The following is a 26130-nucleotide window of genomic DNA, read 5'->3' as shown; positions in this document are numbered from 1 at the left end:
CCTGCGGCTGCAGGCACGCTCTCGCCGATCGTGGCGGAGCGCATCCCGCTGACCGACGGCAGCCGCGCCCATCGGGTGCTCGAACGCGGCGGCATGTGGCAAGATCGTCGTCGTCGCCGGCGGGGTAGGCGGGACCGCTCCGGCGTCCCCGCCCTCGAAGGTCGTCGGCGCCGAGGGCAGCTCGCGGCCGGTCAGCTCACGACCGTGCCGTACATCTCGCCCAGCGGGTCCGCGATGAGCTCGACGCGGGCGCCGTCGGGATCGCGGAAGTACATCGACGTGCCGCTCTCCAGCTGGTAGTCGACGCCGGCCTCGTCGAGACGCGCCTTCTGCTGCTCCCACTGCTCGGGCGTGACCGAGATCGCGATGTGGTGCAGCCCGCCGAGCACCTCGGCGTAGGGTCCCAGATCGAGGCCTGGAAAGTCGAAGAAGGCGAGCAGGTTGCCGTTGCCGACGTCGAAGAAGAAGTGGTTGGAGCCCTTGTAGTCGCGGTTCTCGAAGATCTCCGTCAGTGGGAATCCCAACAGGTCCTGATAGAAGCGGACGGTGCGCTCCACGTCCGACGAGAGCAGGGCGACGTGGTGGATGCCGCGCGCGCCGCTGGCTTCGCGCTCGTCGGCGAGGAAGGTGTCACGGATGCGCTGCCGCAGGGCCTCGATCTGGTCGAGGTCGATCCCACCGTCGGTCATCGTGGCTCCTAGATCCGGAAGAACAGGTTGCAGAAGCGGTCGAGCACCTCGCGGTCGCCCCGGTACGTCCCGGCGTTGACACGACCGTAGGCCGTCAGCACGAAGCTGGCCGGATCGAACTCGATGCTGTCGGCGAGGTCGTCGATGCTGCCCGGCTCGAACGCGATCGCGTCGCCTCCGACGATCGCGCGGGTATCGCCGCCGTTGTGGCCGCTGGTGATCCGGATGCCGAGCGTGAACGGGTCGGTGCCGGTCAGGTCACATGTCGACTGCCACAGGATGAAGCACAGCGGGACGAGCAGATCGGCGGCGTCGCCGTCGATCCCGTGGGCGCTCCCCGTGCCCTCGCGGATGTCCCACGAATGGACGGTGTAGTCCACGACCTGGAAGATCGGGTAGAAGCAGGCTGGCAGCGGGCCCATGTACTTGTGTGGCACGGACAGGCCGGCCCACTCGTCGTCGGTGAGCTCGCCGGCGACGGACAGCATGCGGTCCAGGTCATCGCGCAGTCGGCCGAGGAGCTCGTCCTGCGGGGTGCCACGGAACGCGCGTGCGCCTTCGTCGACGTACTTGGCCATGTCGCGGACGCCGAGCGGGTCCCACGGCTCGGCGCGTCCGCGGGCGGCGTCGAACGAACGGAAGTACGCCTCGGTGGTGTCGACGAGGTGCCCGATCACGTCCCGCACCTGCCAGTGGCCCGCTCCCGTCGGTGCCTCCCACATGCCGGGGTCGGATGCCAGTGCGAACATGCCGTCGGCTTCACGCCGCCACACGCGGTCGATGGTGTCCCGGCTCGCGGCGTCCATGAAGTTCCAGCTCATCGTCGTTCCTCTCTCTGGGGTGACATCGTCAGCCGGCAGACGTCACTCGACATTCACGACTCCGGCCATGCCTGGGTCGATCGGACACAAGTACGCGTACCTTCCGGGCTGGGGGAACCGCAGCGCGTACGTCGTCGACGGGAACGGTGGGCCGCCGAAGACACCAGAGATCGCTGGGTCGGCCTCGATGGCCTCCTGCGCCGTGGCATCCAGGTCGCTCTGCGTCTGGACCGTCTCACCCTCGGCGACGACCTCGACCGTCATCTCCATCGTCGCCGGATGCAGGTAGCAGACAAACGAGTACATGCCCGGGGCCGCGTCGTCCGCGATCGGCACGACCACGGTCTGCCCGGGCTCGAAGATCCCGCTGTTGTAGAAGCCCTGGTCGGCGAAGGGCTCCATGCCGACCGTGTCACCTTCGGGCGGGTAGCCGGCGTTGCCGTTGGGGCAGTCGGCGTCGTCAGGTGCGAGTGGACCCTCGGACACGCAGGTCCCCCACACGGCTGGCACCTGCCCCTCTGCGACCGGCGGCGGAATCTGCGTGCCGACGTCCGCGCCGGTCCCGAGCGTCACGGTGTGAGGAACCGGGATCGCACCGCTGCCGTTCTCGAACCGCAGGGTCTCGCCGGGGCGCGCCTGCACTTCGGACGGGTAGAAGTCGAACACACCGATGTCGGTGTCGCCCTCGTCAGCAGCAGCGCCGGAGACGATCGTGAACGTTCCCTCCGCATCCTCTGCGGCTACTGCAGCCTCCGACTCCGTCGCTTCGGCCGCTGCCCCGCTCGCAGCGCCTTCGCCTCCGGCAGGGGTATCGTCGGCACCGGAGCAGGCCGGGACCAACAGGAGCAGCGCGGCGATGATCCTGAGCTTCATGCGGTCAGCGTCCCTTCTTGAACGAAGGTCCCAGCTGCCGTGGCGATCGTCCATCCCGCAAATGAGGGAGTTGTCCCCTTGCGGGAGGGCGTAGATTGAGAAGTGCTCCGGCAGAGGTGTTCCGGAGCTCAGAGCGGCCGAGCCGATCCCGGACGGACCTGTGGCCTGGCACCGCGGGACCGGGGACCGCCGGTACCTGAAGAAGTGGACGACACGATGACGTCGTCGGCATACGTCATGAGCGCTGCACGGCTGGAGGCCAGCGTCGACAGGCTGTGCGGCCGTGACATCGACAGCCCGTCGATGCTGCGCGGGTTGGCCGATCGGCTGCGCACGGCCATTCCCTGTGACGGGTTCCTGCTGCTTCGCACGGACCCGACGACCGTGCTGCCGACCGACGGCGTCGTGGACGCGCTTCCACCCGCGTTGTGCAGGCACTTCTGGGACAACGAACTGCTCGAGACCGACTACAACAAGTTCGTTGATCTTGCGCGCCGCAAGATCAACGCTGCGACCCTCAGCGCAGCGACAGACGGTGACCTGACCCGTAGTCGCAGGTACGCAAACCTGTACCGTCCGCTGGGCCTCGGTGACGAGCTGCGCGTCAGCTTCACCGCGCGCGACGGTTCCTGCTGGGGGATCGCCCAGCTCGCGCGGTCGGACGGCGACCTGTTCACCGACGTGGAGCGGGACCTCCTCCTCGCCGCGTCATCGACGATCGCGGAGGGCCTGCGCGGCACCTTCGTTGCGACGAGCCCTGCGAGATCCGGACTCGTCGGACCGGCGCTGATCCTGCTCGACGAGGACGGCGACGTCCGCGCGATCACCCCGGCGGCGGACCACTGGATGACGGAGCTCGTGCGCGGCAGCGCCACGGGGATGCGTCCGGTGCCGGAGCCGATCTATCTCGTGGCCGGCCGCGCCCGCGCAGCCAGAGCAGGGGTCACCAGCGATCCGCCTCGCGTGCGGGTCCGGACGACCGCGGGCGTGTGGTTGCACCTGCACGCCGCCTGCATCGATGGAACCGACGCACTCAACGGCGCGGTCGCGGTCGTCATCACTCCGGCGCGCGCTCCCGATCTCGCGCCGCTCATCGCCCTCGCCTACCGAATCACCGCGAGGGAACAGGAGGTGCTGCAGTTCATCGCGCGCGGATTCACGACGGCCGAGATGGCCAGAGAGCTCGGCATCTCGCGCCACACGGTACGTGACCACGTCAAGGCGCTGTTCACCAAGGTCGGTGTCCGCAGCCGGACCGAGCTCGTGGCGCGGGTCTTCGCTGACCACTACTTCGAGCACCTGAGGATGGACACGGGCATGCTGGCCGACATCGACCCGAGTGATGCGCTGGAGCGGGCGTCTGCGGTCGGTGCAGTCGCCGCGGAGCATCACGCGGACGTCCCGGACCTGTGAGACGAGACCGTCGCGTCAGTGCGCACGAAGTCCATCACAAGCCGTCGGCCGACGGCGGACCCGGGCACGCGACACGCTGGCGGTCGAGCCGCGTGCCGATGCCCGGAGCCGCCGTAGCCGCCGTCAACGAGGTCGTCGCTGCGCTCGTCCGGCACTGGCCTACGTCTGACATCGCGCGTGCGAACGGGTGCGACTACATCTCGAGGCACTCGCCCACTTCGACCGTCCCACCGTCAGCCAGCACCGGGCAGCCCTTGGCCTTCTCGATCGCGGCGGACAGCTCGTCCGCGGTGATCAGCGTGTAGCCATCGACCTCGCCGCCGTCGCCGACCCTCCCGTTCGGCGCGACGGTCTGTCGGGCCCCCAAGGGGTGGCCACGGTCGGCAACGGCGCTGCCCAGTTCCGTGAACCAGTCCTCCCAGGCCTTCATCGTGGCAGCGGTCTCCTCCTCGGTGTCGGACATCGGCCCGCCACCGGTGTAGGTGAGGTGGTACTTCGGCATCGTCAGTTCCTTGCCGTCGTCATGGTGTCGGCGCGCCGGGTGCGCACCGCTCACGGTGTGGTCGAACGACGGGACTCCCGTTCGACAGCGGCGGCAGAAGAATCGGCCCCGTCACCACCGGGACGGCCAATACCGGCGTCATCATCGGCAACCGACCGCCGCGACGGCCGATGATCCAGGCCGAGAGCTCGGGAGCCTAGCGACAGGGCCCTGCAGCCGCCTGGCGGACCAGCCGGATCGCCTCGGCGACGCCGCCGCGCCATGGCGGGCCGTGCCCGGGCAGCACCCACGTCGCTTGCGCAGCCTCCAGCGCGGCCAGCGACGCCAGCGCCGTGGCCGGCTCGAGCGTGAAGGGAGCCGGCCGAGGGCCGCGCTCGCCGGTCAGCACGTGCCTCGTGGTCATCGCATCGCCCACGAACAGCGCATCCACGGCCGGCGCGGCGATCGCCACGCTGCCGGGGGTGTGCCCCGGCACCTGGATGATGCGCGGGGCACCAGGCAGATCAAGCGTCACGCCGTCGGTGAAGGTCACGACCTCGGTGACAGGACGTATCCGCAGCCCACCTCGTCGCGCGCCGTACCACAGGAACTCCACCAGTGGGCGGATCCTCAGTGGTCTCCAGGCGACGCCGGACTGCTTGACCTCACCACGGGCCCGCGCCGCGTCGAGCTCGTGCACGTGGACGGGTACGCCGTGCTCCCGACGGAGCCGCTCCGCGAAGCCGATGTGGTCGGTGTCGCCATGGGTCAGCACGACGCCGCGGATGTCGTCGAGCGACCGACCCATGTGCGCGAGCTTCGCAGTCAGCTCGGTCCAGTGGCCGGGCAGACCTGCGTCGATGATCGTGATCCCGCCGCCGTCCTCGACGACGTAGCTGTTCACGAGATCGGAGCCGATGCGGTGCAGGGACGGTGCGAGCCTCAGACGGTTCATCCTCTCAGCGTGGCGGCCGGGGCGTGCACGGGTGTCCACCGCCTCGCATCCCGCGAGATCCGCGGCCAGCAGTGTCCACGATGGGACCGACCCGCCGCGCTGTCACATCGTTCCGCCGACATCCGTCATATCGGTGAGTGAACCGCTCATTCGATGTGACGACCGAAGCAAGGAGTCCTGCGATGACCCGAGGCCTGAACACCTTCATCGTTCCTGTCAGCGACCTCGCGAAGGCCAAGGCGGTGTACGGCGAACTGCTGGGCGTGCGGCCGTCCACCGACGAGCCCTACTACGTCGGCTTCGACGTCGATGGCCAGCAGCTCGGCCTGGATCCCAACGGCCATGCCAGCGGCATGACCGGACCGATCGGCTACTGGCACGTCGACGACATCAGCGGCAGCGTCAAGGCGCTGGTCGAGGCGGGCGCCGTTGTCCAGCGGGACATCGCGGACGTCGGGGGCGGCAGGCTGATCGCAACCGTCACGGACGACGATGGCAACGTCATCGGGCTCCTCCAGGACTGAATGAGGAGGAGCGTCGGCGGTCAGGTCGGCATGGTCGGATGCAGCGACAGGATGACACCATCGGTGGGCGTCACCTGCCCGCGCCGCATGCGGTGGTAGACGGCTTCGACGGCGGCGGGTCCGCCCGCACGCACGAGGCGCAGCCACCCGGTCGTCCACCTGGCGAAGCCGTCGAACGCGGCTGCGAAGCGGTTCTGGAACTCGCCGCGCCCCCACTGCCGCGTTCGCGCGATCACCTCATCGGGGGCGAAGAACAGCGTGGCGAGGCCGTGATCCCCGGTGCCGTGCTGCGCGTCGGTGCGATGCGTGAACCCCGCACTGACGCGCTGTTGCAGCCGGTCGCCGAGGGCGTCGGAGAGCGCGTTCGCGAGCGCCTGGTTGCCCGCGATGTCGACGATCGTGGTTGTGCGGTCATCGAGGTCGTCGACGTCGTCATAGCTGACAACGGCCCCGAAGACGCTCAGGCCGTCGACGAACCCCACGCTGCCGGTCGAGGTCAGCCCGGTGACGGGCACGCCGCGGCGCTGCAGCAGGTGGGCCAGGCCGAGTGCCGCCTTGGATGACGCGCTCGTGACGAGCACCCGCTCTGCGCTGAACTCATGCCGTTCGGCCAGCAGCGCATCAAGCAGGAACGACAGCATGAAGACCGGCGCCAGAAGCGCCTGGCGATCGCGACGGTCGGCATCCCACGCCGGGGGCACGACCTGGTAGGCGTTGTAGACGGGTGACAGGTCCGCGCGGTGGGGCGAGGTGTCCCGGAACCACCCGTGTCGCAGGTCCCCTGGAGCCATGACGACGTGGGTCGACATCTGTAGCAGCCCGTAGATGCGGGCGTCGACGGCGATCTGTGCGTGCCTCGACTGCGTGACCACACCGTGCCCCCACACCGGGATCCGACCCCACCCTGGTGCCGAGGGGAACAGTCGCCAGTAGCCGAGCTCGTCACCGAGCACGGCGTACGTGAGGTTGTTGGTGGTGAACGCGAAGCGTTCGACAGTCACCACCACCTGTCCGTCGCCGATCGACGGCAACGCCGACCGGACGACACGACACCGTTCGAGGTCGCTTCGATCGACCTCGAACGCGATCTCATGCGCCGTGGGTTCAGGGTCCGCGGATGTCAGCACGCCTGAACCTTCGCCGACGTGCGGGTCACCGTCCAGGGCTCGAACGACGCGGGCAGGTCGAATGACGATGCGCTGGGCCCCCCGAACGTGCACGGACGGTTCCGGCGTGGGCAGCTCCCCCGGGCCCCCGAGGCCGCCGTCCGTGGCGACGCGCACGTGGTCACGCGCCGTGAGACCCCTCACGGCCGCGGTAGCGCCCCGAGCCGCGATGATCACGCGAGACGGTCACGGCCCTCGATCGCCAACGCGTCCGTCACGATCCGCCGCCGCCTGCGCGTGCTTGATCGTGCCGGGCGCGTGGCCCGTGACGCGTTTGCACGCGCGGGCGAACGCGGGCTGCTGCTTGGGGCGCTGACACTGGTGGCAGTCGGGTCCCGTGTCCTGGCGATGGCGCTGCTCCCGACACCTCGCGGGCGCGTCGCCGACGTCCTCGACGCTCTCCCGGCCCCTCTGTTCGCCAGCCTGGCCATACTCGCTCTGGTCGGCAGCGACCAACCGGCAACCGCTCCGGTGCTCCTGGCCGCCGCCGCTGCGCTCCTCGGCGCAGCCCGGCAATCACCTCGCGGTCACCCTCGTCTGCAGCATCACCGGTTTCGCGCTCGGCCGGACCCTCCTTGCCTAGGCTGACCGTGGAGTGATCGTCGCCACGACAGGCACCGGTCGGCTCGGATGTTGCCTGACGTCGCCGCGAAGCGCGGCGCGGGTGACCCGCCGCAGGGGTGTCACAACCGCCTGAAGAAGGCCGCGATGTCGCGCGCGAGCAGCGCGGGCTGTTCGGTCGCCGCGAAGTGACCACCGGCCGGCATCGGGCTCCAGCGCGCCACGCGGTAGAGACGCTCGGCCCACGCCAGCGGCGGCGGCGGATCCGGCACGTGGTGATGGGCGAACACGGCGATGCCCGTGGGAACATCGACGCGCTCCCCGGGTCCGAGCTCGTACCCACCCGCCCGGTTGTCGACGTAGTCGCGCATGGACGACGTGATCGTCTGGGTCGCCCAGAAGATCGTCAGCGTCGTGAGGAGCACGTCCCGGGACAACGTCGCGTCGAGGTCACCGTCCGAGTCGGACCACGACCGCCACTTCTCGACGACCCACGCGGCGAGACCGGCCGGCGAGTCGTTCAATCCGTAGCCCAGCGTCTGCGGCCGTGTCGACTGGATCGCCTTGTAGCCCCCCTCGCGTTCGTCCCACTCGCGCGCCTGCGTGAGCCACTCCCGCTCCTCGTCCGACAGCGGCGGCGTCCCCGCGCCGAGGTACGGCGCATTCTCCAGGTTCGACAGATGGATCCCGACGACGGCGTCCGGATGGTCGAGCGCGAGGAAGGTGGTCACCCCGGCACCGAAGTCGGTACCGTGCGCTCCGTACCGGTCGTAGCCGAGGCCGGACATGAGCCGATGCCACAGCTCCGCGGTATCACGGGTCGTGACACCGGTCCGGCGCGGACGACGGGAGAACCCGTAGCCGGGCAACGAGGGCACGACCACGTCGAACGGGGGCGCGTCGATGCCGTGGCTGTGCGGTTCCGTGAGCAGTGGTACGAGTGGCAACATCTCGACGAAGGTGCTGGGCCATCCGTGCGTCAGCACCAGCGGGAGCCCGGTAGCCCCTGGCGCACGCGCGTGGATGAAGTGGATCAGCACGCCGTCGATGTCCCCGCAATGGTGCTCGAAGTCATTGAGCCGGCGTTCCTGCGCACGCCAGTCGAACCCGTCCGCCCAGTACGCGAGGAGTGCCTGCAGATAGTCGAGATCGGTCCCCTGCTCCCACGCGTCCGACGGCGCCGGCTCGGGCCACCTGGTTCGACGGATCCGGGCACGCAGATCCCTCAGCACCTCATCGGAGACGTCGATGGTGAACGGCTCGATGCGCACGAGTTCTCGCCTCTGCCCATTCAGTCCGGCTCGCGGAGCAGACCGGTCGCGATCGCGCGGTCGCGGTCGCGCCAGATCGCCATCGCCGTGTTCATCGGCAGGAAGCCCAGCTTCGCGTACACACCCTCCGTGCCGGGGTTGGCGTACATGACGATCTTCGTGTGGTCTCCCGCGAGCCTGACCAACTCGGTGATCAGGGCGCTGCCGAGACCGCGTCCCTGGTGGTCCGGGTGGACGGCGACATCGGCGAGGTATGCGCGGTCGAGGCCGTCCGCCAGGATCCGTCCCGCCCCGATCAGACGACTGCCGCGGTACACGAAGCACGTGAACATGCTGTTGGAGAACACCGTACGCAGGTGCTCGGGAGGCTTGTCGCCGACGGAGCGATCCGATACAGCTCGGACAGCTCGTCCCAGTCCACCTCGGCATCGTCGTACACCCACGCGTGGTCGTCCATGCCGCGATCAGGCGCCCGCTGTCGACTCGACATCCCGCTCACTCCCCGTCGCTCACACGATCGCCGCCCGAACCCCTGCCGATCACGCCGCATCGGTCTCACTCCCGCCCGGGATGCGCAATCGACTGCAGAACGTGGAACAACTCGGCCGGGTCGTAGCGGGCCTTGACGTGCTGCAACCGCTCGTGTTGTCGCCGTGGTACGCACGCTGCCAGTCGGTGAGTCCGGGTCGGGACGTTGGGGTACGCGCCACCGGACTCCCACGGCCGAACCGACGCCGACGAGCGGGACCGCCACCGGCGTGCCGCCTCGGTTCGTCGCCCGTCACGGCAGCGTCGATCATCACCGAGTGCTTGAGCAGGGAACAGCTCATCGCGGTGCGTGAACGCGGTGGCGTCGGGGGGACACGGTTGTACGCAGCCCCATGGCGAGAGGTCCAGCACGCGTGCTTCCCCTGTGTCCGCCTCCGGGTCCACGCCGACGCGAGCGATCAGGCCGTCCAACTCCCCAGCGGCGGCGGGCCCACCGGCCAGCATGGCGCCCAACACGTGAGCCTCGAGAGGACGGTTGCCACGTCGCCTACCGCCGCCGCTGCGTGAGGCCTCGACCTCACCGGTCGCGGTGATCAGCAGGCTCGCGGCGAGCTCCTCGGGTCCGACCGGCGCCCAGTCCTGCCACGCTGCGACCACTGCTGCCGCATGGGCAGCACCCCACCGCAGGTGGAAGGTGGTCACCGCGAGCGCCGAGACGGTCGCGAACAGCAGTGACGTGACGATCCCGAACTGGCCGCCACCAGCCCCACGCGACGCCGAGAACAGCTCCGCGTCGCGGTTCTCGTCGCACTCACTGCGGCCCGATCCCTCGGAGCGGGCGTCCCAGCGGTTCCTCGATCGTGTCGGCTTCACGCTGATCTCGCTGTTCGACGGCTTCGTCACCGTCGCCGTCCTGAACCGCGGCGGGCCGGGTGCCTCGCACTCGTCGCCGCCGCGGCGGGCGTCGTCTCGGCCGCGCAGCCATGCACCGGGTTGCCCACCAGCCCTCACCCGCCGGCGGACCGGGTTCGTGGCCGTGAACGAATTGAGTCCGCTACAGTTGACTGAGTCAGAGAATAGGGTGACTGACACACAGATGTCCAGTGGGCTGCCAACGATCATCGACGCGGAGCGCGTCGCAGGTGTGCGGCGGTTCACGCGCTTCTACACGACCGTGTTCGAGGTGCTGGAGGAAGGCCTGCTCGACACGCCGTACTCGGTGACCGAGGCGCACGTGATCTTCGAACTGGCCCAGCGAGATGCGACCGACATGGCCGATCTGCGCCGCGACCTGCGCATCGATCCGGGCTACCTGAGCCGGATCGTCGCCCGCTTCGAAGCCGACGGGCTTGTCAGCCGTCATCGCTCGGACATCGATTTGCGGCGACAGGTCCTTGCGTTGACCGCGCGGGGACACGAGGTGTACTCCACGCTCGACGGTCGCTCCTCGGCACAGGTCGCTCAGCTCCTGGCCGACATCCCCGATGCCGATCAGCGGCGGCTGATCGCGTCGATGGAGACAATCCGCGCCATCCTGGGCGACGACGACCGCCGCATCCCACGGGCCGTGGTGCTGCGATCCCCGGAGCCTGGCGACTACGGTTGGATCGTCGCCCGTCATGGAGCGCTCTACGCCGCCGAGTACGGCTGGGACGAGACCTTCGAAGGGCTCGTGGCCCAGATCGTGGCGGACTACGTCGCCGCGCAAAACCCGACCCGCGAGCGCGCGTGGATCGCCGAGGTCGACGGCGAGCGTGTCGGGTGCGTGTTCTGCGTCGCCAAGGACGAGCAGACCGCGCAGCTGCGGATCCTGCTCGTCGAGCCCACCGCGCGCGGCCTGGGGATCGGCTCACGACTGGTCGACGAGTGCCTCCGCTTTGCGACCCACGCGGGATACACGACGGTCACCCTATGGACCAACGACGTTCTGGTCGCGGCTCGACGCATCTACGAAGCCGCCGGCTTCACGCTCGTCGACGAGGAACCGCACCACAGCTTCGGCCACGACCTCGTCGGACAGCACTGGTCCCGCGACCTGTGAGCCCCCGCTCGGTCAAGTTCGTCCTGTAGAAAGTCGATGACCTCGTTGGCTCCGATCTCACGAGTGCGAGGTTTCCGGTGTTTGCCGACCCTCGACGTCGCCGGCGCCCTGGCCCCGAGTCAGCTCCGAAGCGGTGCGCTGTTCGCCGTCATCGCTGCCGATCTTCTGATGCACGCCCAGGCGGGAGTGGGTGTCGATGCGGTGGTCGACCAGTTGTCGTACGGCGACGGCGCGCCGCGTCTGCTCGAGCGGGCCACCGGCATGACTGCGGCTCAGCTCGGCATCCCGGTCACGGCCGCCCTCGAGCGGCTGCGCCGGTACGCCCGTGGCCATGACATGAGCATCGACGAGACGGCAGTGCGGTCGCCGGGGGCACTCTGTGGATCGACCTGTGCATCGTCGTAGCCACGCGTCTGGCTCGGACACGGCCGTCTCCTGCGCGATTCACACGGCGGGACTTCGCGTTCGGGTGTGCTGACAGCCTCGGTGATCGGCTGTATGACGATCAGGTCGCGGTTGAACAGCCAGCCGCTTTCGGGAGCCTTCCGACGGCTGGCGCGCAACGCGCCCGGACCCGGTGATCTTCGAGGGCGCGACCCGCGGAGGGAGCGCGCGACGGAGAGGCGGGCCCCGTGAAGGACGTCTGTCCATCACGGTCGTCGTCGCCCGGATCGCCGCATGTGACGACTGGCCCGGTGGTGAGCGGGACACAGCGCGCGAGACCCAGGTGGTGACGTCGGGTCCGCCGTCGGGGCGCTCTCGCATCGGGCCCTATCGATGGTGTTCGTCGCCCGTGGCGCGCGACGCATTCTGGTCAGTCAGGCATCCGGAGCCACGGCGGATGGCTCGTCGCGGACGAACTCGATCCGCTCGGTGAGTCGGAACGTCCACGGCCAGGGCCACGGCGTGACGTCACGGACACGAAGCTGCGAGCCAGCGGCGAGCTCGAGAGGCTCGGTGGCGGCTGCGTGAGGAGATGCCGCAGGGCTTCGACCGGTGGGGGCGAACGGGTGCGCTCCTGGCCGGAAGTCCCAGATGAGGGCACGTCCGCCGGGGCGGAGGACGCGGCCGACCTCGGCCATGGCGGCAGCCGGGTCGGCCCAGTGGTGCATCGAGAGTGTGCTGACGACCAGATCCACTGACTCGTCGTTGAAGGGCATCGCCGCGACGTCGCCGACCCGGAAGGTGGCCAGGTCGGCGGCGCCTGCTCGGTGGCAGTTGGCGCGGGCCCGCTCGATCATTGCGGGATCCAGGTCGACACCGGTGACCTCGAGGCCGTACCGGCGGGCGAGCCGGATCGACAGGTGCCCGGGTCCACAACCCACCTCGAGCACCCGGGCGCCGGACGGGGCTCCGGCCGCGATGTCGGCGGCGATGCGTCGGTGGAACGACCCGAGCACGAGCCGGGTCACGGAGTCGTAGGCGCGAGCGTCGCCGATCAGGATCCCGCCAGGCACATGGTGGCCGCTGCCCGCGCCGCCAAAGTGGCGAGCAACGGCGCCAACCGCAGCGGTCGCCGCGAGCGCAACGACGAAAGCGCGCGCCCTGGTCATGGTGGCTTCTTCGTGAGGTCACAGGTAGCCAGTCCGCGCAACGACGCAGAACGTGCCAGCATCCCATGGCCAGCACGGCGCCGGGGTAGACCTCGCACCGCTGACCGACCGAGGGCACACTCCCGGCGCGGCTCGCTCCTGAATACTGCATGCTGTGCGCAACGACAACACTCGATGCTGGCAGGGAGCTGCACATGCCGGGGCATGACCGCGGTCGGTCGCACGCTGACGATCACGGTCACAGTCACAGCGTGCTCGACGACCAGCTGCTCACCCATCGGGCCGCCGTCCGCGCCATCTGGGTCTCCGTCACCGGACTCGGCATCACAGCCGCCGTTCAGCTCGGGATCGTCGCCATCAGCGGATCAGCCGGGCTGTTCGCCGACGCGTTGCACAACGTCGGTGACGTCGCAGGGACCGCTGCGTTGTGGGTCGGGTTCAGGCTGTCGCGCCGACCAGCGACCGAACGGTTCACGTACGGGTGGCGTCGCGCGGAGGACCTGGCCGGCCTCGTCATCGTCGTCGCCATCGCGGTGTCGGCGGTCCTGGCGGGCTGGGACTCGCTGTCGGCCCTGTTCGCAGCCGATCACGTCGTACGCAACATCCCGGCTGCGTTCTCAGCGGCGCTGGCCGGGGCCGTGGGCAACGAGGCCGTTGCGATCTACAAGATCCGCGTCGGGCGGCGCATCGACTCGGTCCCGCTGGCCGCTGACGGTCAGCATGCCAGGGTCGACGGGCTCGTGTCGCTCGGCGCGGCCGCCGGCCTGCTCGGTGCCTGGCTCGGCGCGCCGATTGCCGACCCCCTCGCCGGCGTGGCGATCACCGTGGTGATCGTGGGGGTCCTCGTCCGCACCGGTCGCGACGTGCTCGCGCGCAACCTCGACGCGGTTGAGCCGGGCGTTGTGCAGCGAATCCATGACATCGCCGCGACGACACCAGGCGTCGAGGGTGTCCACGACGTCCGTGCGCGCCGGGTGGGCCGCAGCCTGCTGGTCCAGCTGCACGCCGACGTGGACGGCGACCTGCCACTGCGCCACGCCCACCGAATCGGTGAGACCGTCCGTCACCGGCTCGTCCACGAGCTGCACGCCATCCACGAGATCGACATCCATCTCGACCCCCACCACGACGACGACGCGCACACCGAGACCGCACCGCACTTCCGACCAACGGACCGGCATTGAGTGACTCCGGTCACCACGGCGTCGGGTCAGTTCACCCGATCGGCGTGGCTCAGAGGGCGAACAGCAGCACGACCAGCGCAACGGGGAACAGCGCCTGTCCGACGGCGCGGTCCATGCTCCACCGTGTCGCTCCGGTGCAACGAGTGGCAGTTGCCCAACCGCCCCGACGGTCGCCACCGCAGCGTGTGCGGGCGGCGGTTCTCCACCCGATTCCACGTGACCAGGCGCAGACCCCGAGCTGACGGCCGGCGCAGGAGACGCCGGGCGCTCCGGTCGACCACCCCGGCGCTCACGCCGGATAGCGGGGTTCGACGCGTGGCTTCCCCGACTCCTCGTCGGGATAGAGCTCGGGATGCAGGTAGCGCTCGGCCCAGGCGAAGCCCTGCCAGGTCGTGAGCTTGCGGGGCACGATCTTGAAGGTCCAGCACGGCTCCACGTTGACCGATCCGCGGTACTCCTTCGAGCGCTCCTCGCCGAGGTACCGGGGACCTGTGTACCGCTCGCCGATCTTGTTCCAGATCGATGGCTCTCCTGTGTCGAGGTACGGCCCGACGCCGGCCTCGATCACCACCGCCATGCCCTCGCACTGGACCTTGCGGATCGGGGGGTCGGGTTCGTCCACGACCAGCGAGACCCGCGGATCCAGTGCCATGTAGTGGGCCCACGCCGACCCCACCCGGGGCACGACCCAGAAGCCCACGCCGTCCCAGTGGTACCAGCAGGGCACGACATAGGGCCAGCCGTCCGGTTTGAGGCAAGCGAGCCGTGCCAGCCACGGACCCCTCAGGAACTCATCCATCTCCTCTGCGGTCATGGCTCCGAACCTGTCGCCGCGCCAACTGCCGCCGTTCTCGCCCTGTTGGCCACTCATGGCGCTGTCACTCCTTCTGCTCAATCGGTCACCACTGCTCCGCCGTCGACGTGCAGGCACTGGCCGGTGATGCTGCTGGCGTCGTCCGACACGAGGAACGCCACGGCCTTCCCCACCTCCTCCGGGGTCTGCGAACCGTCCGAGCGGGATGACCGGGGCGTAGTGGGCCTCGAAGAACGCCTCCAGAGTCATGTCGTCGGGTGCGGGGGCCCGCTGACGCGTCGCAGCCATGTCACGCCGCTGGAAGTCGGTCCACACCGCACCCGGGCACACCGCGTTCACGTTGACGTGATCAGCGGCCACCTGCATGGCCAGGCCCGTCGTGTACCGCAGCACGGCCGCCTTCGACGTGGCGTAGGCGCCGCCGGTGCGTCGCTGGCCGTGCGCCGCGATCGATGCGACGTTGACGATCTTGCCGTAGCGTCGTCGCCGCATCCCCGGCAGGCATGCCTCGCAGCAGCGCACGGTGCCTCGCACGTTCACCGCGAACGTGCGGTCCCAGTCGACCTCGCGATCAACGCCCTGGATCCGCTCCGGATCGGCCGACACCCCGGCGTTGTTCACGAGGACGTCGATGCCGCCCCACCGTCGCTGGATCGCGCGCACCGCGTCACGGACCGACGCCGGGTCCGTGACGTCCAGGTGCACCGCCACGGCACGGTTGGGGACCATCTCGGTCACCACCTCGTCGGCCCACTTGCGCTCGCGATCGGTGACGGCGACCAGTGCGCCCTGCGCAGCCAGGATCCGGGCGATGCCGGCGCCGATGCCGGCGCCGGCGCCGGTGACGAGCGCCCTTCGATCCGTGAGGTCGCCCAGCATGCGTGCTCCTCTCGTTCATCGAGCCAGCGTCCTGTGGCGCGCCGCGTCGACGAGTGCCTCGAACGGGCGTCGCGCCGCGGCGTTGTCGGGCGAGTGGTACTCGGGATGCCACTGCACACCCATGCATGGCCACGCCGCATCGACGGCCTCGACGGCTTCCACGACGCCGTCGTCCGCCCACGCCACCGGGATCAGCCCCCGTCCGAGGGTGCGGATCGCCTGGTGATGGGAGGAGTTGACGTCGATCCGTGCGGTGCCGAGCAACGCGGCCAGTACTGACGACTGTTCCAGCCTGATCGGGTGACCGGCCACCACTCCCGGCCCTGCAATGCGGTGCTCCACCTGCGTGCCGACCTCCGACGGGATGTCGACGATGAGGTCGCCACCCAGCGCCACGTTGACCACCTGCATGCCACGGCAGATGGCGAGCATCGGAACCCGGCGATCGCGCGCAGTGGCCGCCAGGTGGACGTCGAACAGATCGCGTTCGGCCGCGATGCCGTACAGCGACTGGTGCTCCGCCCTGCGGTGCAGGATGGGCTGCAGGTCCCCGCCTCCTGTCAGGATCACCGCGTCCAGCCGGTCGAGCAGCGCGGGGATCGTCGTCGGGTCTCGGGCCGGCAGCAGCACGGACGCACCGCCAGCACGGTCCACCGCCTCGATGTAGAGCTCCGACACCATCGCCGTTGAGAGCGTGCCGAACTGACCATCGACGTCCCCCGATGTCGCTGATATCCCGACGACCGGCATCACACGACGATCGCTTCCGCGGGCCTGCTCAGAAGATCTCGAAATACTCTCGATGCTCCCAGTCAGTGACGTGCTCGAGGAAGCGTCCGATCTCGCTCTGCTTGAGTCCCACGACGTAGTCGACGAAGCGGTCGCCAAGCCGGTCTCTGAACAGCTTCGACCCGTTCAGCGCATCGACCGCATCCATGAGGCTGGCCGGGAGCTTGGGGCGCTGGGACTCGTACGGCACGTCCTCGAGCGGTCCGGGATCGGTCTCGTTCCGGATTCCGTCCATGCCTGCGACGATCTGTGAGCCCACGTACAGGTACGGGTTGGCGCACGGCTCCCCGGCACGGTTCTCGACATGCGTCGTGTCGTCTGCCGGACCACCGATCACACGGATGAACGCCGCCCTGTCCTCCAGCGCCCATGTGACGCGATCGGGCGCGAACGAGTACGGTCGGAACCGCTTGTACCCGTTGATGGTCGGGGTCGTGAACACCGAGGACGGGTGAGCGTGTTCGAGCAGTCCGCCGACGAAGTGACGTCCCGTCGACGAGATCGGCGCGTCGTCGTCGCGGTTGGTGAAGGCGTTGTCGTGGCCGTCGATGGTCCGCAGGGACTGGTGCAGATGCCAGCCGCTCGAGAAGAAGTTCGGCAGCGCGGGGCGTGTCATGAAGGTGGCGTGATACCCACGTCGACGGCAGATCTGCTTCGTGGCGGTGCGGAACAGCAGCATGTTGTCAGCGGCGTCCAGCCCGAGGGCCGGGTCGAACGTGAACTCGCACTGGCCCGGCCCCCATTCGTCCTCCATCGTTCGCAGCGGGAGGTCGATGGCCATGAGGTTGTCGTGCAGGACCTGCAGGATGTCGTCGATCTCGTCGTTGCGGCTCTCGGTCAGGTACTGGAAGCCGTGCGCGAGCGCCGACACCGTCGGTGGATCCGGCGGCCACCCGGACTGCTCGGGCCGCAGCATCGGATCCTCGAGGCGGGTGATGTAGAACTCGACCTCGAGCCCACCGACGTACTCGTAGCCGTCGTCTGCGAGCCCGGCCAGGACCTGTCTGAGCAGGTTTCGCGTGTCGAACGGCACCGGCTCGCCGCTCTGGAAGTACATGTCCGCCAGCACCCAGCCGGTGTGCGGGACCCATGGCAGCGCGCGAAAGGTGCGTGGGTCGGGGACGAGGATGGAGTCCGGGCCGCCAGCCAGTTCCTCCATGTCCAGCCCGCCACCTGCCGAGAACATGCCGGTGAACAGGTTGTTCGCGGTGTCCATGAACAACGTGGCGGTCTGGAAGTCGATGCCGTCGCGCAGCGCGTTGAAGAAGTCGTGCACCGTGAGCGTCTTGCCACGGACGATGCCGTGCTGATCACCCCAGCCCACGCGGATCATGCGCAGGCCGAGCTCCTCGATCCGCGCCCGGAGGCGCTCGGCGGCTTCGAGCTGCTCGTCACTCCACAGGCCATGCTGCTCGATGAAGCCGACCTTGCCGACGCTGAGGTCTTCGAGACGTGGCATCAGCGATCCTCCGGGCGCAGCGACGAGGCGAACGTATGCACGCACGGAGTCTCCGTCAAGTCCGTTTCATCTGACGGGACGAGCCCGCCGAGCTGTAACATCCTTTTCACCGAGGAGAACCACACGCGATGGGCGACGACTTCCACGGCCGCACGATCCGACAGCAGGTCCACCACCGGCTGGGTGAACTGACGCCGGCCGAGCGCAGGGTTGCCCGGGTGCTGCTCGCCGCCTACCCGATCGCCGGACTGGAGACGGTCGCAGAGCTGGCCGACCGCGCCGGCGTCAGCTGGCCGACCGTCACGCGCTTCGTCACCAGCCTCGGATTCGACGGGTACCGTGCCTTCCAGCGGGCGTTGCACCGCGAGGTGCAGCAGCAGGTGAGCTCGCCGTCGGTGCGCTACCCCTCCGAAGCCCGTCACGCCAGCATCGACAACGTGCAGCGCGCCGCGCTGGAGGAGCTCTCGCAGGCGCTGCGGGAGACCTTCATCACCACACCGGCCACCGAGCTGGACACGATCGCAGAGCTGCTGTCCGACGCCCGCCGTCGCGTGCTCTGTGTCGGCGGTCGCGTGAGCCATGTCTGCGCCCGCTACCTGTACACGCGCCTGCACCAGCTGCGGTCGTCATCTCGGCTGCTCACCGCGGACCCACTCCCGTTGTCCGCCCACGTCCTGGAGATCAGCGACCGCGACGTCCTGGTCGCGTTCGACTACCGCCGCTACCAGGACGACGTCATCACGCTCGCGCAGGGCGCCGCGCGCAACGGCGCGTCCGTCGTCCTGGTCACGGACCGTTGGCTGTCACCGATCGTCGAGGTCAGCTCCCACGTCATCACGGCGGAGACGGAGACCGGGTCACCGTTCGACTCCATCGTCGGCAGCATCGCCCTCATTGAGGTCCTCGTCGCGGCACTGGTCGAACGGATCGGGGAGCCCGGGCGTCAACGCATTCAGCAGCTCGACGGGCTGCGCAACGATGTCGTCGGCCCCGCCGACGACGGTCACTCCACGAACGTCGCGGCCTCGCGGCGTCGACGGTCGACCCGCACGTCGAAGACGTCCGGCCGGGCGTAATGGCCGGCCGGATCGAAGTTCTGCCGCTCGCCGTCCATGAGCGCGTGGTCGATGTCGGCCGTGATCAGGCCCTCGCGACCGTGCACCGGCTCGACGACCCACGCACCGGTCGGAGCGGCGATCGCCGACCCGCCGTCGTGGACGACACCCAATGGTGCGAGCTGGTCGGCGAACGTGAAGTCGCCCGGAACGTCCTCACCGTCGAGCAGTCCGCCGACGGCGAGGTGCCAGACCCGTCCCTCCCGAGCGACGAAGCGCGTGACGTCGCTGGTGAGAGCGACCGAGCCGGGCCACACGGAGATGTGCAGCTCCTCGCCATCGGCGTACAGCGCGTGCCGTGCCTGAGGCATCCAGTTCTCCCAGCAGATCAGCCCACCGATCCCCCAGCCGCCCAGGTGGTGCACGCGGAGGCCATGCCCGTCACCCCAGCCCCACACGAGCCGCTCGTCGTGCGTCGGAACGAGCTTGCGGTGTCGACCGATGACCCATGCATGCGGGTCGATCGCCAGGAGCGTGCAGAAGACCGTGCCGCGCCCGGTCCCCGTCCCACGCTCGGCGACCCCGAGGTAGGCGATCACGCCAAGGTCCCGGACGGCTTCGGTGATCCGCGCCACCTCCGGCCCGTCCAGCTCGACGGCGGCGTCGAGGTACTCCGCGTACGCCGCCTTCTGCTGCGGATCGTCGAAGCGCGCCCCATCGGTACGGCACACCCATGAGGGGTAGCCGGGAAGGAACGTCTCGGGGAACGCCACGAGCTGGACCCCGTCGCCGGCTGCCCGCTCCATCCAGGTCACGACACGTTCGGCCGTCGCGGCCCTGTCGAGCCACACGGGGCGTGCCTGCGCTGCCGCCACCTTCATCCGCGATCCTCCTCCGACGTGTCCGGCGACGCTGGAGGACGGGTCCCGTCGCCGTCGAGCCGGTACAGGCGACGGGCGTTGCCGTCGAACATCGCATGTTCGGCGGCGGTTGTCCATCCAGCGTCCATCCCCTGCGCCAGCAGGCCGTCGCGGACGACCTGCCACGCCTCCCGCAGCATCACGGCAGCGAACCAGAACGCCTCCGGCAGCAGGTACGCGTCCGTGCCGAACAGCACACGGTCGACGGGCGCGACACCGACGACACGGCGGAGGCCATCGGGAAGATTCGCCGGCGCGAAGATATTGACGAGCGACACGTCGACGTGCACGTTCGATCGGGCAGCCGCCAGGTAGCTGGCCACATCCTGGTAGGGGAAGCCGGAGTGCAGCAGCACGATCGGTGCGTGGCGCCCGGCAGGGGTGTCCAGCACGTCCTCGAGCAGCGTGGGGTCGGCGCTGCCCAGACGCAGATCCGAATCGCCGAAGCCCGTGTGGACCTGCAGCGGCAACCCGGTGTCGGCGGCCCCCGCGAGCAGCCGCTGGAACATGAGGTCCCGCAACGGCTTGGACGCCGAGGGTCCACCCCGGCGCAGCGCCGACCCGGCCCGGGCGGTCGTGGCATCAGGGTCGATCGCAAGGCCACTGCGATAGGCGATCACGCTCTTGAACCCGCAGAAGCCCCGTCCATGCGCGGACCCGACATGTTCGTCGACCGCAGCGAGGATTTCGCCGACGCCCCGACCCTGCTCGAGCAGGTCGTCGACGAGGGGCTCGAGCCGCCACAGCAGGTGCACGGTGCAGCCCGAGAGGCGCGCGAAGTCGTCGGCGTGGCGCTCCGAACCCGGCGGCCAGCCGGGGTCGAGTACGAGCACGTCGATGCCGGCGTCGGAGAACAGGCGCCGCACGTGTGCCTGGTAGTCGACCGCGTGTTCCGCCCGGGCCGCGGCGAGCTCCCCCACCGGGACGCCGAAGCGGCGGGCCAGGCGCGAGACGAACAGCGCTCGCCATACCGTGTCCGGCCGCACCGGCGCCGTGGGACGACCCCCGTCGAGGTCGTCCAGGTCGATCGCCAGGCGGGTCGGCTCGAACGGACCCGGCTTCCGGTCGAACGGGTGGGCGTGGTGGTCGATCATCGGCCGCGAGGCCCCGGCGGACAGTCGTGGGACGGTTGTTGAGACAAAGGTGCAACCGATGACCGAACCGATGCAAGTCGGGCTCTACATCGACGGCGAGGAGACACCGAGCGCGTCACGCGAGACGTTCACGACGGTCGACCCCGCCACCGAGGACGGGATCGCGCGTGTGGCCCGTGCCGCTGCGGCCGACGTTGACCGCGCGGTCGACGCGGCCGAGCGCTGTCTCACTGGTCCGTGGCGACTGACGACGCCCAGGCGTCGCGTCGAGCTGCTGGCCGCGCTCGCGCTCGCGGTCGAGCACGAGCAGGACGACCTTGCGCGGCTCGAGACGCGCGACAGCGGCAAACCGCTGTGGCAGGCTCGGCGGGAGATCACGTCGACCGCCCGATACTTCCGGTACTACGCCGGCGCGGCCGACAAGATCCACGGTGAGCAGATCCCGCTCGGACCCGACCACGTCGACTTCACGGTACGGGAGCCGGTCGGTGTCACCGCACACATCGTTCCGTGGAACGCACCCCTCAACATGGTCGCGCGCAGCGTCGCCCCCGCGCTGGCGTGTGGTTGCACCGCCGTCGTCAAGCCGGCGATGGAGACCCCGCTGACCGCCGTCCGGCTCGGCCACCTGATACGGGCGGCCGGCCTTCCCGACGGCGCCTACAACGCCGTGCCCGGTCCGGGTCCCGAGGTCGGCGCGTACCTGGCCAGGCATCCCAGGATCGGGTCGGTCACCTTCACCGGTTCGGTGGCGGCCGGACGGCTGGTCATGCAGGCCGCCAGCGAGCACATCCGTCCCGTCGTCCTGGAGCTCGGGGGGCAAGTCGCCGAGCATCGTGCTCGCTGACGCCGACCTGGATGTCGCGGCGGACGAGATTGTCAAGGGCATCTACCGCAACACCGGGCAGTTCTGCAACGCAAGCTCCCGCGTGGTCGTCGATCGGTCGACGAAAGACGAGCTGCTCGATCGGCTCACGGCGCGCACGCGTGCGATGACGGTGGGCCCCGGCCACCAGGACCCCGACGTCGGCCCACTGATATCGGCCCGGCAGCTGGACCGCGTCCTTGGATACATCGACACCGGTCGGCACGACGGCGCACGCGTCGTGATCGGTGGCGGCCGGATCGCCGAGCTCGGGCGCGGCTACTTCGTCGCCCCCACGATCCTCGATCGGGTCACACCGGACACGCGCGTGGCGCAGGAGGAGATCTTCGGCCCCGTCGTCTCGATCCACCCGTTCGCTCGCGAGTCGGAGGCGCTCGCGATCGCCAACAACGTTCCGTACGGCCTGGCGGCGGGCATCTTCACGCGTGACATCGATCGCGCACTGCGCCTCGCAATGGGCGTGCAGGCCGGACAGATCTACATCAACGAGTACTTCGCTGGTGGCGAGGAGACCCCGTTCGGTGGCTACAAGCAGAGCGGGTTCGGCCGGGAGAAGGGCCTGGAGGCCCTGCGGAACTACACCCAGGTGAAGAACATCGCGATCCGTCTCGGCGGCGACCTGTGATTGTCGCGTAGATCCCCGCGGCGCGCGGCAGGTCAGCCGGGGGTGCGACCCGCATCGTCGACGGCAGAGCGCGCTCGGCCGGGTCTCGCATCTCCAGCGCCGAGCGCCCACGACACGGGACCTGCTCTGCCGGCGTCGGCGACGGACTCGAACGCGCTCCGTCCAATCTGAGATGCACCTGGGTCCGCTATCGTGACCGTGGAGGTCAGGCATGGTCGACATGCACGTGGTGTTCGGGACCGGTGCGATCGGCCTCGCGCTGATCGACGAGTTGGCGCACGCTGGGTTGCCGCCCCGAGCGGTCAACCGTTCGGGATACGCCCCGGTGCCCGACGGCGTCGATGTGATCGGCGGCGACGCGTCGGATCCCGCGTTCACAACCAGGGCGACGGCCGGAGCCACGGTCGTGTACCAGTGCCTCAACCCGCCGTACCACCGGTGGGCGGAGCAGTTCCCGCCGCTGCAGGACGCCGTCGTCGCAGCCGCCCGTTCGGCCGGCGCGCGGTACGTGTCATTCGAGAACGTCTACATGTACGGCGACACGGGCGGCGCACCGATGACCGAGACGACGCCGCAGCGGGCACACACCCGCAAAGGCGCAGTCCGGGCCGCCATGGCCGACCAGCTGCGCCGGCTGCACGACGCGGGTGACCTGGCCGTGACCACAGCCCGGGCCTCGGACTACTTCGGGCCGCGAGCAACCACTCAGAGCCCGCTCGGTGATCGCGTCATCGGCGCCGCGATCGCCGGCAGACCCGCCCAGGTGATCGGCGACCCGGACCAACCCCACAGCTACACATACGCGCCGGACGCCGCGCGCACCCTGGTCGCGCTCGGTACCTCCGACGACGTCGTCGGTGAGGTCTGGCACGTCCCGAATGCCAGCGCACGGACCACCCGCGAGATCATCGCGATGCTCGCCCACGAGATCGGATCCCCAGTGAAGGTGCGGGTGGCACCCACCCTCATCCTGCGGCTGATGGGAGTGCTCGACCCAACGGTCCGCGAGCTGCACGAGATGCTCTACGAGTTCACGCAACCGTTCGTCGTTGACGGGGACAAGGCGACCGAGCGGCTCGGCGTGACCGCCACGCCACTCGATGACGCGGTCCGCCAGACGGTCGCCTGGTTCCGCAACCACTCCGCGACACGCTGAGCACAGCCGACCAAGTCATCGCGTGGCACTAGGCGTCGAACCGGGCGTCGACGGTCGAAGCTGGCTCACCGCTCCGACGCCGGCCCGATGTGTGTCGCCGGCGCGCCAATGACGGTGGCGACGCCGAGGCCGGTGAGCACGCCGATCGCCTGCCCGCCCAGGACATCGAGGGGCAGGTGCGCACCCGAATAGATGCGACCGATGCCGACGAGCCCAGCGACCGCCGAAGCGGCGAACCGTCCTCGTGGGGGAAGCTGGGGCCACAGTCCGGCTGCGATCGCTGCTGAGATCGCGGCGTGACCGGAGACGAACCCGAGACCTTCGGCCGGTTCGCGCAGCATGACGTCGGCCAGGAGCACCGCTGGGCGCTCCCGACGGACGAGGTCCTTGAGCACTTGCGACGCAGCCCACGCCGCATAGCCGGCGCCGAGCACGGCCAGGACAGGTCGCCACCGCCGCGTTCGGACGGCAACGAAGGTGCCAACCGCGGCTGGCGCGGCCAGGTTGCCCAGCTGCATCGGCGGCCACAACAACGGCCAGAACGCGGCGGGCGCATCGTTGAGCAGCCGGAACACCCGCTCCTCGCCGGCCGAGATCGACGACCGGCCAACGAGCGCCGACACGACCGCTGTGACCGTCGCTGCGGCGACGGCCCCCGTTACCTTCTGGACGGAGGGGCGGCGTGCGACGGGCGACGGTGCGTCCTTCACGGACCGTCGCCTCCGACGACGTGCAGCACCTCCGGCACGACGCGCAGCTCCAGGACGATGTCGCTGCCGAGCTCGTCGACCAGCGCCGCGTGCAGGGCCTCCGCGGGCGGCGGCGCGCCTGGACCATGCACTGTGATCGCGACCCGCCCGGGTTCGACGTCGAGCGCTGACACGCTGAGGTCGTGGGCGTCGGTCAGCCAGGCGTTGACCGCCCGCTGCGACGCTCGCAGGTGGGCCGCGTCATCGACCACACGCTTCGTCGTCAGGCCGAGGGGGATCAGCAGCAGGACGACACCTGCGGCCACGGTGGCATAGGACGCCCGGACACGGGTGCGTTCGCTCAGGAGCCGGGACCACACGACGTAGCCGGTGAGGACGAACACGATGCTGGCCATCGCCACCATCGCCATCAGGTTGGTGCCGAAGAGCAGCACGGCGCCCGCAGCCTGTTCGAAGTTGCCCGCGTACAGCGTCACGCCGGTCACCGCCAGTGGCGGGACGAGCGCGATCGCCACCGCCACGCCCGGAAGCGTGTCGGAGACGTCGGAGCGGTTGACGGCGAACGCGCCGGCGGCGCCCGCGGCGACGGCGATGGCAAGGTCGAGGAGGTTCGGCGCAGTTCGCGAGCTCACCTCGTCGTTCGCGACGACGGACGCGAGATCAGGGATGAACCCTGCCAGCACGAAGGCGAACGCAACGGCTCCCACCGACGCAACCAGGACGAGGGCGCCAGACCGCAACGCGCGGACGGTCCAGCCATGCAGCACGGCAGAGGCCGTCGCGAGGATCGGTGTCATCAGGGGCGCGATCAGCATCGCACCGATGACGACGGCCGTCGAACCGGCGGCGATCCCGAAGGTCGCGATCGCCACGGACAGTCCCATGAGGATGGCGAAGCGGAACAGCCGTCTGCGACCCTCGGCGCCGTCGAAGAACAGCGCCGCGTCGGTCCGGTCCCGGTCGGCCTGGCTCATCTGGCGCTGCTCGAGCTGACGGGTCAGCCGCGCCCGCGGTGCCCGGCGTCGGACGGACCGACACTGCTCGCATCGGCACGCCCGATCGCGGCGGCCACGAGGGCCCCTCGGAAGATCCACAGCAGCCCGGCGCCGACGATCACGATGCGCACGGTCGCCTCGGGGAAGACGGCGACGACGATCGCCAGCGCGATCGTCAGGGTTCCACGAGCCAGTCGGTCCTGCCTTCGTTCGCGAGCAGCGGAGCTGAACGCCTGCACCGACTTGGTGACGCCGTAGGCCGCGATTGCGACCGCCGCCAAGATCCCGATGGACTGTGCGGTCTCCGATGGCCAGGCGACCACGACCGCACCCGTCAGTGCGGTCACAGCGCTGCGCCACCACGACACGCGGTGACCACCGAAGAAGCGCGGCACATGCTCCACGAGGGCGATGGCGACCATCGTCAATCCGACGATCTCGTCGAACAGCCCGGTCACGCCGGTGCGGGCCGTCAGCAGCGCGACCAGACCGACCGCTGCGACCGCACCGCGCCACACGGTCGGTGACGCAGCGAGCCTTCGGGTGAGCTCACGCGGGCCGCCGGCGTCACCCGGACCTCCACCCGGTCGTGTCGAAGGCTGACCATCGGGGTCAAGACGCGTCATGACCCAGCCAACCGCTAGAGCCGACCGGTGCGCTGGAGGCCGACCAGGGCCAGCCACCCAGGCAGGATCGGGAGCCAGAAGGTCACGAGCCGGAACAGCAG

At 69.6% G+C, this 26130-nt stretch carries 28 protein-coding genes and 1 pseudogene; 9 read left to right on the top strand and 20 right to left on the bottom strand.

Going from position 1 to position 26130, the window contains the following annotated elements; translation table 11 throughout:
- Window positions 1–191: 191 nt before the first annotated feature.
- The 3 genes from VK923_00465 to VK923_00455 are packed head-to-tail and all read right to left on the bottom strand — an operon-like array spanning window position 192 to window position 2383.
- Window positions 192–689: a VOC family protein gene (locus VK923_00465; GenBank protein ID HSJ43140.1), complete on the bottom strand. Its 498-nt coding sequence runs from the start codon at window positions 687–689 to the stop codon at window positions 192–194.
- An 8-nt stretch (window positions 690–697) separates the two neighbouring features.
- On the bottom strand, window positions 698–1510 hold the full coding sequence (locus tag VK923_00460) for a maleylpyruvate isomerase family mycothiol-dependent enzyme (protein HSJ43139.1): 813 nt from the start codon (window positions 1508–1510) through the stop codon (window positions 698–700).
- Window positions 1511–1552: 42 nt separating this feature from the next.
- A complete protein-coding gene (locus VK923_00455) occupies window positions 1553–2383 on the bottom strand; it encodes a hypothetical protein (protein ID HSJ43138.1) in 831 nt (276 codons plus the stop codon).
- A gap of 216 nt (window positions 2384–2599) precedes the next feature.
- On the opposite strand from VK923_00455, the gene VK923_00450 reads away from it, so the two are divergent.
- Window positions 2600–3796 carry a helix-turn-helix transcriptional regulator gene (locus VK923_00450; GenBank protein HSJ43137.1) on the top strand — a complete coding sequence of 399 codons (1197 nt, stop codon included), beginning with the start codon at window positions 2600–2602 and terminating at the stop codon, window positions 3794–3796.
- A gap of 193 nt (window positions 3797–3989) precedes the next feature.
- On the opposite strand, the gene VK923_00445 is transcribed toward VK923_00450, so the two are convergent.
- Window positions 3990–4298: a hypothetical protein gene (locus tag VK923_00445; protein HSJ43136.1), complete on the bottom strand. Its 309-nt coding sequence runs from the start codon at window positions 4296–4298 to the stop codon at window positions 3990–3992.
- A gap of 196 nt (window positions 4299–4494) precedes the next feature.
- A complete protein-coding gene (locus VK923_00440) occupies window positions 4495–5232 on the bottom strand; it encodes an MBL fold metallo-hydrolase (GenBank protein ID HSJ43135.1) in 738 nt (245 codons plus the stop codon).
- A gap of 182 nt (window positions 5233–5414) precedes the next feature.
- Between VK923_00440 and VK923_00435 the strand changes: the two genes are divergently transcribed.
- Entirely contained in the window at window positions 5415–5756 is a 342-nt protein-coding gene (locus VK923_00435) for a VOC family protein (GenBank protein ID HSJ43134.1), read from the top strand.
- A 20-nt stretch (window positions 5757–5776) separates the two neighbouring features.
- On the opposite strand, the gene VK923_00430 is transcribed toward VK923_00435, so the two are convergent.
- The 4 genes from VK923_00430 to VK923_00415 form a co-directional block, all read right to left on the bottom strand.
- Complete coding sequence (locus tag VK923_00430; GenBank protein HSJ43133.1) at window positions 5777–6883, bottom strand: DUF2855 family protein; 1107 nt, start codon at window positions 6881–6883, stop codon at window positions 5777–5779.
- 722 nt (window positions 6884–7605) lie between these two features.
- Window positions 7606–8754: an epoxide hydrolase gene (locus VK923_00425; GenBank protein HSJ43132.1), complete on the bottom strand. Its 1149-nt coding sequence runs from the start codon at window positions 8752–8754 to the stop codon at window positions 7606–7608.
- A 20-nt stretch (window positions 8755–8774) separates the two neighbouring features.
- Window positions 8775–9197, bottom strand: a complete 423-nt coding sequence (locus VK923_00420) for a GNAT family N-acetyltransferase (GenBank protein ID HSJ43131.1) — start codon at window positions 9195–9197, stop codon at window positions 8775–8777.
- A 112-nt stretch (window positions 9198–9309) separates the two neighbouring features.
- A complete protein-coding gene (locus VK923_00415; GenBank protein HSJ43130.1) occupies window positions 9310–10146 on the bottom strand; it encodes a BBE domain-containing protein in 837 nt (278 codons plus the stop codon).
- Between the two features lie 178 nt (window positions 10147–10324).
- Here VK923_00415 and VK923_00410 point away from each other — a divergent pair, with 178 nt between their 5' ends.
- Window positions 10325–11284 carry a bifunctional helix-turn-helix transcriptional regulator/GNAT family N-acetyltransferase gene (locus VK923_00410; protein ID HSJ43129.1) on the top strand — a complete coding sequence of 320 codons (960 nt, stop codon included), beginning with the start codon at window positions 10325–10327 and terminating at the stop codon, window positions 11282–11284.
- A gap of 81 nt (window positions 11285–11365) precedes the next feature.
- Window positions 11366–11689, top strand: a complete 324-nt coding sequence (locus tag VK923_00405; protein HSJ43128.1) for an ANTAR domain-containing protein — start codon at window positions 11366–11368, stop codon at window positions 11687–11689.
- A gap of 413 nt (window positions 11690–12102) precedes the next feature.
- Here the strand turns inward: VK923_00405 and VK923_00400 are convergent, their stop codons facing one another.
- Window positions 12103–12837 carry a class I SAM-dependent methyltransferase gene (locus VK923_00400; protein HSJ43127.1) on the bottom strand — a complete coding sequence of 245 codons (735 nt, stop codon included), beginning with the start codon at window positions 12835–12837 and terminating at the stop codon, window positions 12103–12105.
- A gap of 194 nt (window positions 12838–13031) precedes the next feature.
- Here VK923_00400 and VK923_00395 point away from each other — a divergent pair, with 194 nt between their 5' ends.
- A complete protein-coding gene (locus tag VK923_00395; protein HSJ43126.1) occupies window positions 13032–14021 on the top strand; it encodes a cation diffusion facilitator family transporter in 990 nt (329 codons plus the stop codon).
- A gap of 289 nt (window positions 14022–14310) precedes the next feature.
- On the opposite strand, the gene VK923_00390 is transcribed toward VK923_00395, so the two are convergent.
- From VK923_00390 to VK923_00370, 5 genes and pseudogenes are all read right to left on the bottom strand, one after another.
- Window positions 14311–14820, bottom strand: a complete 510-nt coding sequence (locus tag VK923_00390; protein HSJ43125.1) for a pyridoxamine 5'-phosphate oxidase family protein — start codon at window positions 14818–14820, stop codon at window positions 14311–14313.
- 92 nt (window positions 14821–14912) lie between these two features.
- The gene (locus VK923_00385) at window positions 14913–14984 is read right to left on the bottom strand and encodes a hypothetical protein (GenBank protein ID HSJ43124.1); all 72 of its coding nucleotides are present in this window, start codon (window positions 14982–14984) and stop codon (window positions 14913–14915) included.
- A 154-nt stretch (window positions 14985–15138) separates the two neighbouring features.
- Window positions 15139–15714, bottom strand: a pseudogene (locus VK923_00380) (SDR family oxidoreductase).
- A 15-nt stretch (window positions 15715–15729) separates the two neighbouring features.
- The gene (locus tag VK923_00375) at window positions 15730–16464 is read right to left on the bottom strand and encodes a gamma-glutamyl-gamma-aminobutyrate hydrolase family protein (protein HSJ43123.1); all 735 of its coding nucleotides are present in this window, start codon (window positions 16462–16464) and stop codon (window positions 15730–15732) included.
- A gap of 28 nt (window positions 16465–16492) precedes the next feature.
- A complete protein-coding gene (locus VK923_00370; GenBank protein HSJ43122.1) occupies window positions 16493–17962 on the bottom strand; it encodes a glutamine synthetase family protein in 1470 nt (489 codons plus the stop codon).
- Window positions 17963–18090: 128 nt separating this feature from the next.
- Between VK923_00370 and VK923_00365 the strand changes: the two genes are divergently transcribed.
- Complete coding sequence (locus VK923_00365) at window positions 18091–19038, top strand: MurR/RpiR family transcriptional regulator (GenBank protein ID HSJ43121.1); 948 nt, start codon at window positions 18091–18093, stop codon at window positions 19036–19038.
- Here VK923_00365 and VK923_00360 read toward each other — a convergent pair.
- Window positions 18966–19898, bottom strand: a complete 933-nt coding sequence (locus tag VK923_00360; protein HSJ43120.1) for a carbon-nitrogen hydrolase family protein — start codon at window positions 19896–19898, stop codon at window positions 18966–18968. The two genes, VK923_00365 and VK923_00360, sit on opposite strands and share 73 nt — an antisense overlap.
- Window positions 19895–21031 carry an amidohydrolase family protein gene (locus tag VK923_00355; protein HSJ43119.1) on the bottom strand — a complete coding sequence of 379 codons (1137 nt, stop codon included), beginning with the start codon at window positions 21029–21031 and terminating at the stop codon, window positions 19895–19897. Before VK923_00355 ends, VK923_00360 begins: the two co-directional genes overlap by 4 nt.
- Before the next feature lie 58 nt (window positions 21032–21089).
- On the opposite strand from VK923_00355, the gene VK923_00350 reads away from it, so the two are divergent.
- The 3 genes from VK923_00350 to VK923_00340 all read left to right on the top strand — a co-directional run bounded on the left by VK923_00350 (window position 21090) and on the right by VK923_00340 (window position 23698).
- Window positions 21090–21878, top strand: coding sequence for an aldehyde dehydrogenase family protein (locus VK923_00350; GenBank protein HSJ43118.1), 789 nt, complete (start codon window positions 21090–21092; stop codon window positions 21876–21878).
- Window positions 21868–22542, top strand: a complete 675-nt coding sequence (locus VK923_00345) for an aldehyde dehydrogenase family protein (GenBank protein HSJ43117.1) — start codon at window positions 21868–21870, stop codon at window positions 22540–22542. The genes VK923_00350 and VK923_00345 overlap by 11 nt, the downstream gene beginning before the upstream one ends.
- A gap of 211 nt (window positions 22543–22753) precedes the next feature.
- Window positions 22754–23698 carry an NAD-dependent epimerase/dehydratase family protein gene (locus tag VK923_00340; GenBank protein ID HSJ43116.1) on the top strand — a complete coding sequence of 315 codons (945 nt, stop codon included), beginning with the start codon at window positions 22754–22756 and terminating at the stop codon, window positions 23696–23698.
- Between the two features lie 65 nt (window positions 23699–23763).
- Here the strand turns inward: VK923_00340 and VK923_00335 are convergent, their stop codons facing one another.
- Genes VK923_00335 through VK923_00325 form a run of 3 tightly spaced genes read right to left on the bottom strand, consistent with a single transcriptional unit; the run spans window position 23764 to window position 26029 of the window.
- The gene (locus VK923_00335; protein HSJ43115.1) at window positions 23764–24408 is read right to left on the bottom strand and encodes a phosphatase PAP2 family protein; all 645 of its coding nucleotides are present in this window, start codon (window positions 24406–24408) and stop codon (window positions 23764–23766) included.
- Window positions 24405–25382: a DUF389 domain-containing protein gene (locus tag VK923_00330; protein ID HSJ43114.1), complete on the bottom strand. Its 978-nt coding sequence runs from the start codon at window positions 25380–25382 to the stop codon at window positions 24405–24407. The genes VK923_00335 and VK923_00330 overlap by 4 nt, the downstream gene beginning before the upstream one ends.
- Before the next feature lie 23 nt (window positions 25383–25405).
- Window positions 25406–26029, bottom strand: coding sequence for a DUF308 domain-containing protein (locus VK923_00325; protein ID HSJ43113.1), 624 nt, complete (start codon window positions 26027–26029; stop codon window positions 25406–25408).
- Window positions 26030–26130 lie beyond the last annotated feature (101 nt).

Source organism: Euzebyales bacterium, assembly GCA_035461305.1.
Taxonomy (GTDB): domain Bacteria; phylum Actinomycetota; class Nitriliruptoria; order Euzebyales; family JAHELV01; genus JAHELV01.
Note: the sequence above shows the minus strand (reverse complement) of the source record. Positions and strands in the feature narration are given on the sequence as shown.

What these genes read in the sequence shown, in the direction of transcription:
- VK923_00365 (HSJ43121.1), top strand. Translation starts at nt 18,091, where the DNA reads ATGGGCGACGACTTCCACGGCCGCACGATCCGACAGCAGGTCCACCAC.
- VK923_00340 (HSJ43116.1), top strand. Translation starts at nt 22,754, where the DNA reads ATGGTCGACATGCACGTGGTGTTCGGGACCGGTGCGATCGGCCTCGCG.
- VK923_00390 (HSJ43125.1), bottom strand. Translation starts at nt 14,820, where the DNA reads ATGGATGAGTTCCTGAGGGGTCCGTGGCTGGCACGGCTCGCTTGCCTC.
- VK923_00440 (HSJ43135.1), bottom strand. Translation starts at nt 5,232, where the DNA reads ATGAACCGTCTGAGGCTCGCACCGTCCCTGCACCGCATCGGCTCCGAT.
- VK923_00350 (HSJ43118.1), top strand. Translation starts at nt 21,090, where the DNA reads ATGACCGAACCGATGCAAGTCGGGCTCTACATCGACGGCGAGGAGACA.
- VK923_00460 (HSJ43139.1), bottom strand. Translation starts at nt 1,510, where the DNA reads ATGAGCTGGAACTTCATGGACGCCGCGAGCCGGGACACCATCGACCGC.
- VK923_00370 (HSJ43122.1), bottom strand. Translation starts at nt 17,962, where the DNA reads ATGCCACGTCTCGAAGACCTCAGCGTCGGCAAGGTCGGCTTCATCGAG.
- VK923_00445 (HSJ43136.1), bottom strand. Translation starts at nt 4,298, where the DNA reads ATGCCGAAGTACCACCTCACCTACACCGGTGGCGGGCCGATGTCCGAC.
- VK923_00395 (HSJ43126.1), top strand. Translation starts at nt 13,032, where the DNA reads ATGCCGGGGCATGACCGCGGTCGGTCGCACGCTGACGATCACGGTCAC.
- VK923_00325 (HSJ43113.1), bottom strand. Translation starts at nt 26,029, where the DNA reads ATGACGCGTCTTGACCCCGATGGTCAGCCTTCGACACGACCGGGTGGA.
- VK923_00435 (HSJ43134.1), top strand. Translation starts at nt 5,415, where the DNA reads ATGACCCGAGGCCTGAACACCTTCATCGTTCCTGTCAGCGACCTCGCG.
- VK923_00450 (HSJ43137.1), top strand. Translation starts at nt 2,600, where the DNA reads ATGACGTCGTCGGCATACGTCATGAGCGCTGCACGGCTGGAGGCCAGC.
- VK923_00465 (HSJ43140.1), bottom strand. Translation starts at nt 689, where the DNA reads ATGACCGACGGTGGGATCGACCTCGACCAGATCGAGGCCCTGCGGCAG.
- VK923_00360 (HSJ43120.1), bottom strand. Translation starts at nt 19,898, where the DNA reads ATGAAGGTGGCGGCAGCGCAGGCACGCCCCGTGTGGCTCGACAGGGCC.
- VK923_00455 (HSJ43138.1), bottom strand. Translation starts at nt 2,383, where the DNA reads ATGAAGCTCAGGATCATCGCCGCGCTGCTCCTGTTGGTCCCGGCCTGC.
- VK923_00375 (HSJ43123.1), bottom strand. Translation starts at nt 16,464, where the DNA reads ATGCCGGTCGTCGGGATATCAGCGACATCGGGGGACGTCGATGGTCAG.
- VK923_00400 (HSJ43127.1), bottom strand. Translation starts at nt 12,837, where the DNA reads ATGACCAGGGCGCGCGCTTTCGTCGTTGCGCTCGCGGCGACCGCTGCG.
- VK923_00330 (HSJ43114.1), bottom strand. Translation starts at nt 25,382, where the DNA reads ATGAGCCAGGCCGACCGGGACCGGACCGACGCGGCGCTGTTCTTCGAC.
- VK923_00355 (HSJ43119.1), bottom strand. Translation starts at nt 21,031, where the DNA reads ATGATCGACCACCACGCCCACCCGTTCGACCGGAAGCCGGGTCCGTTC.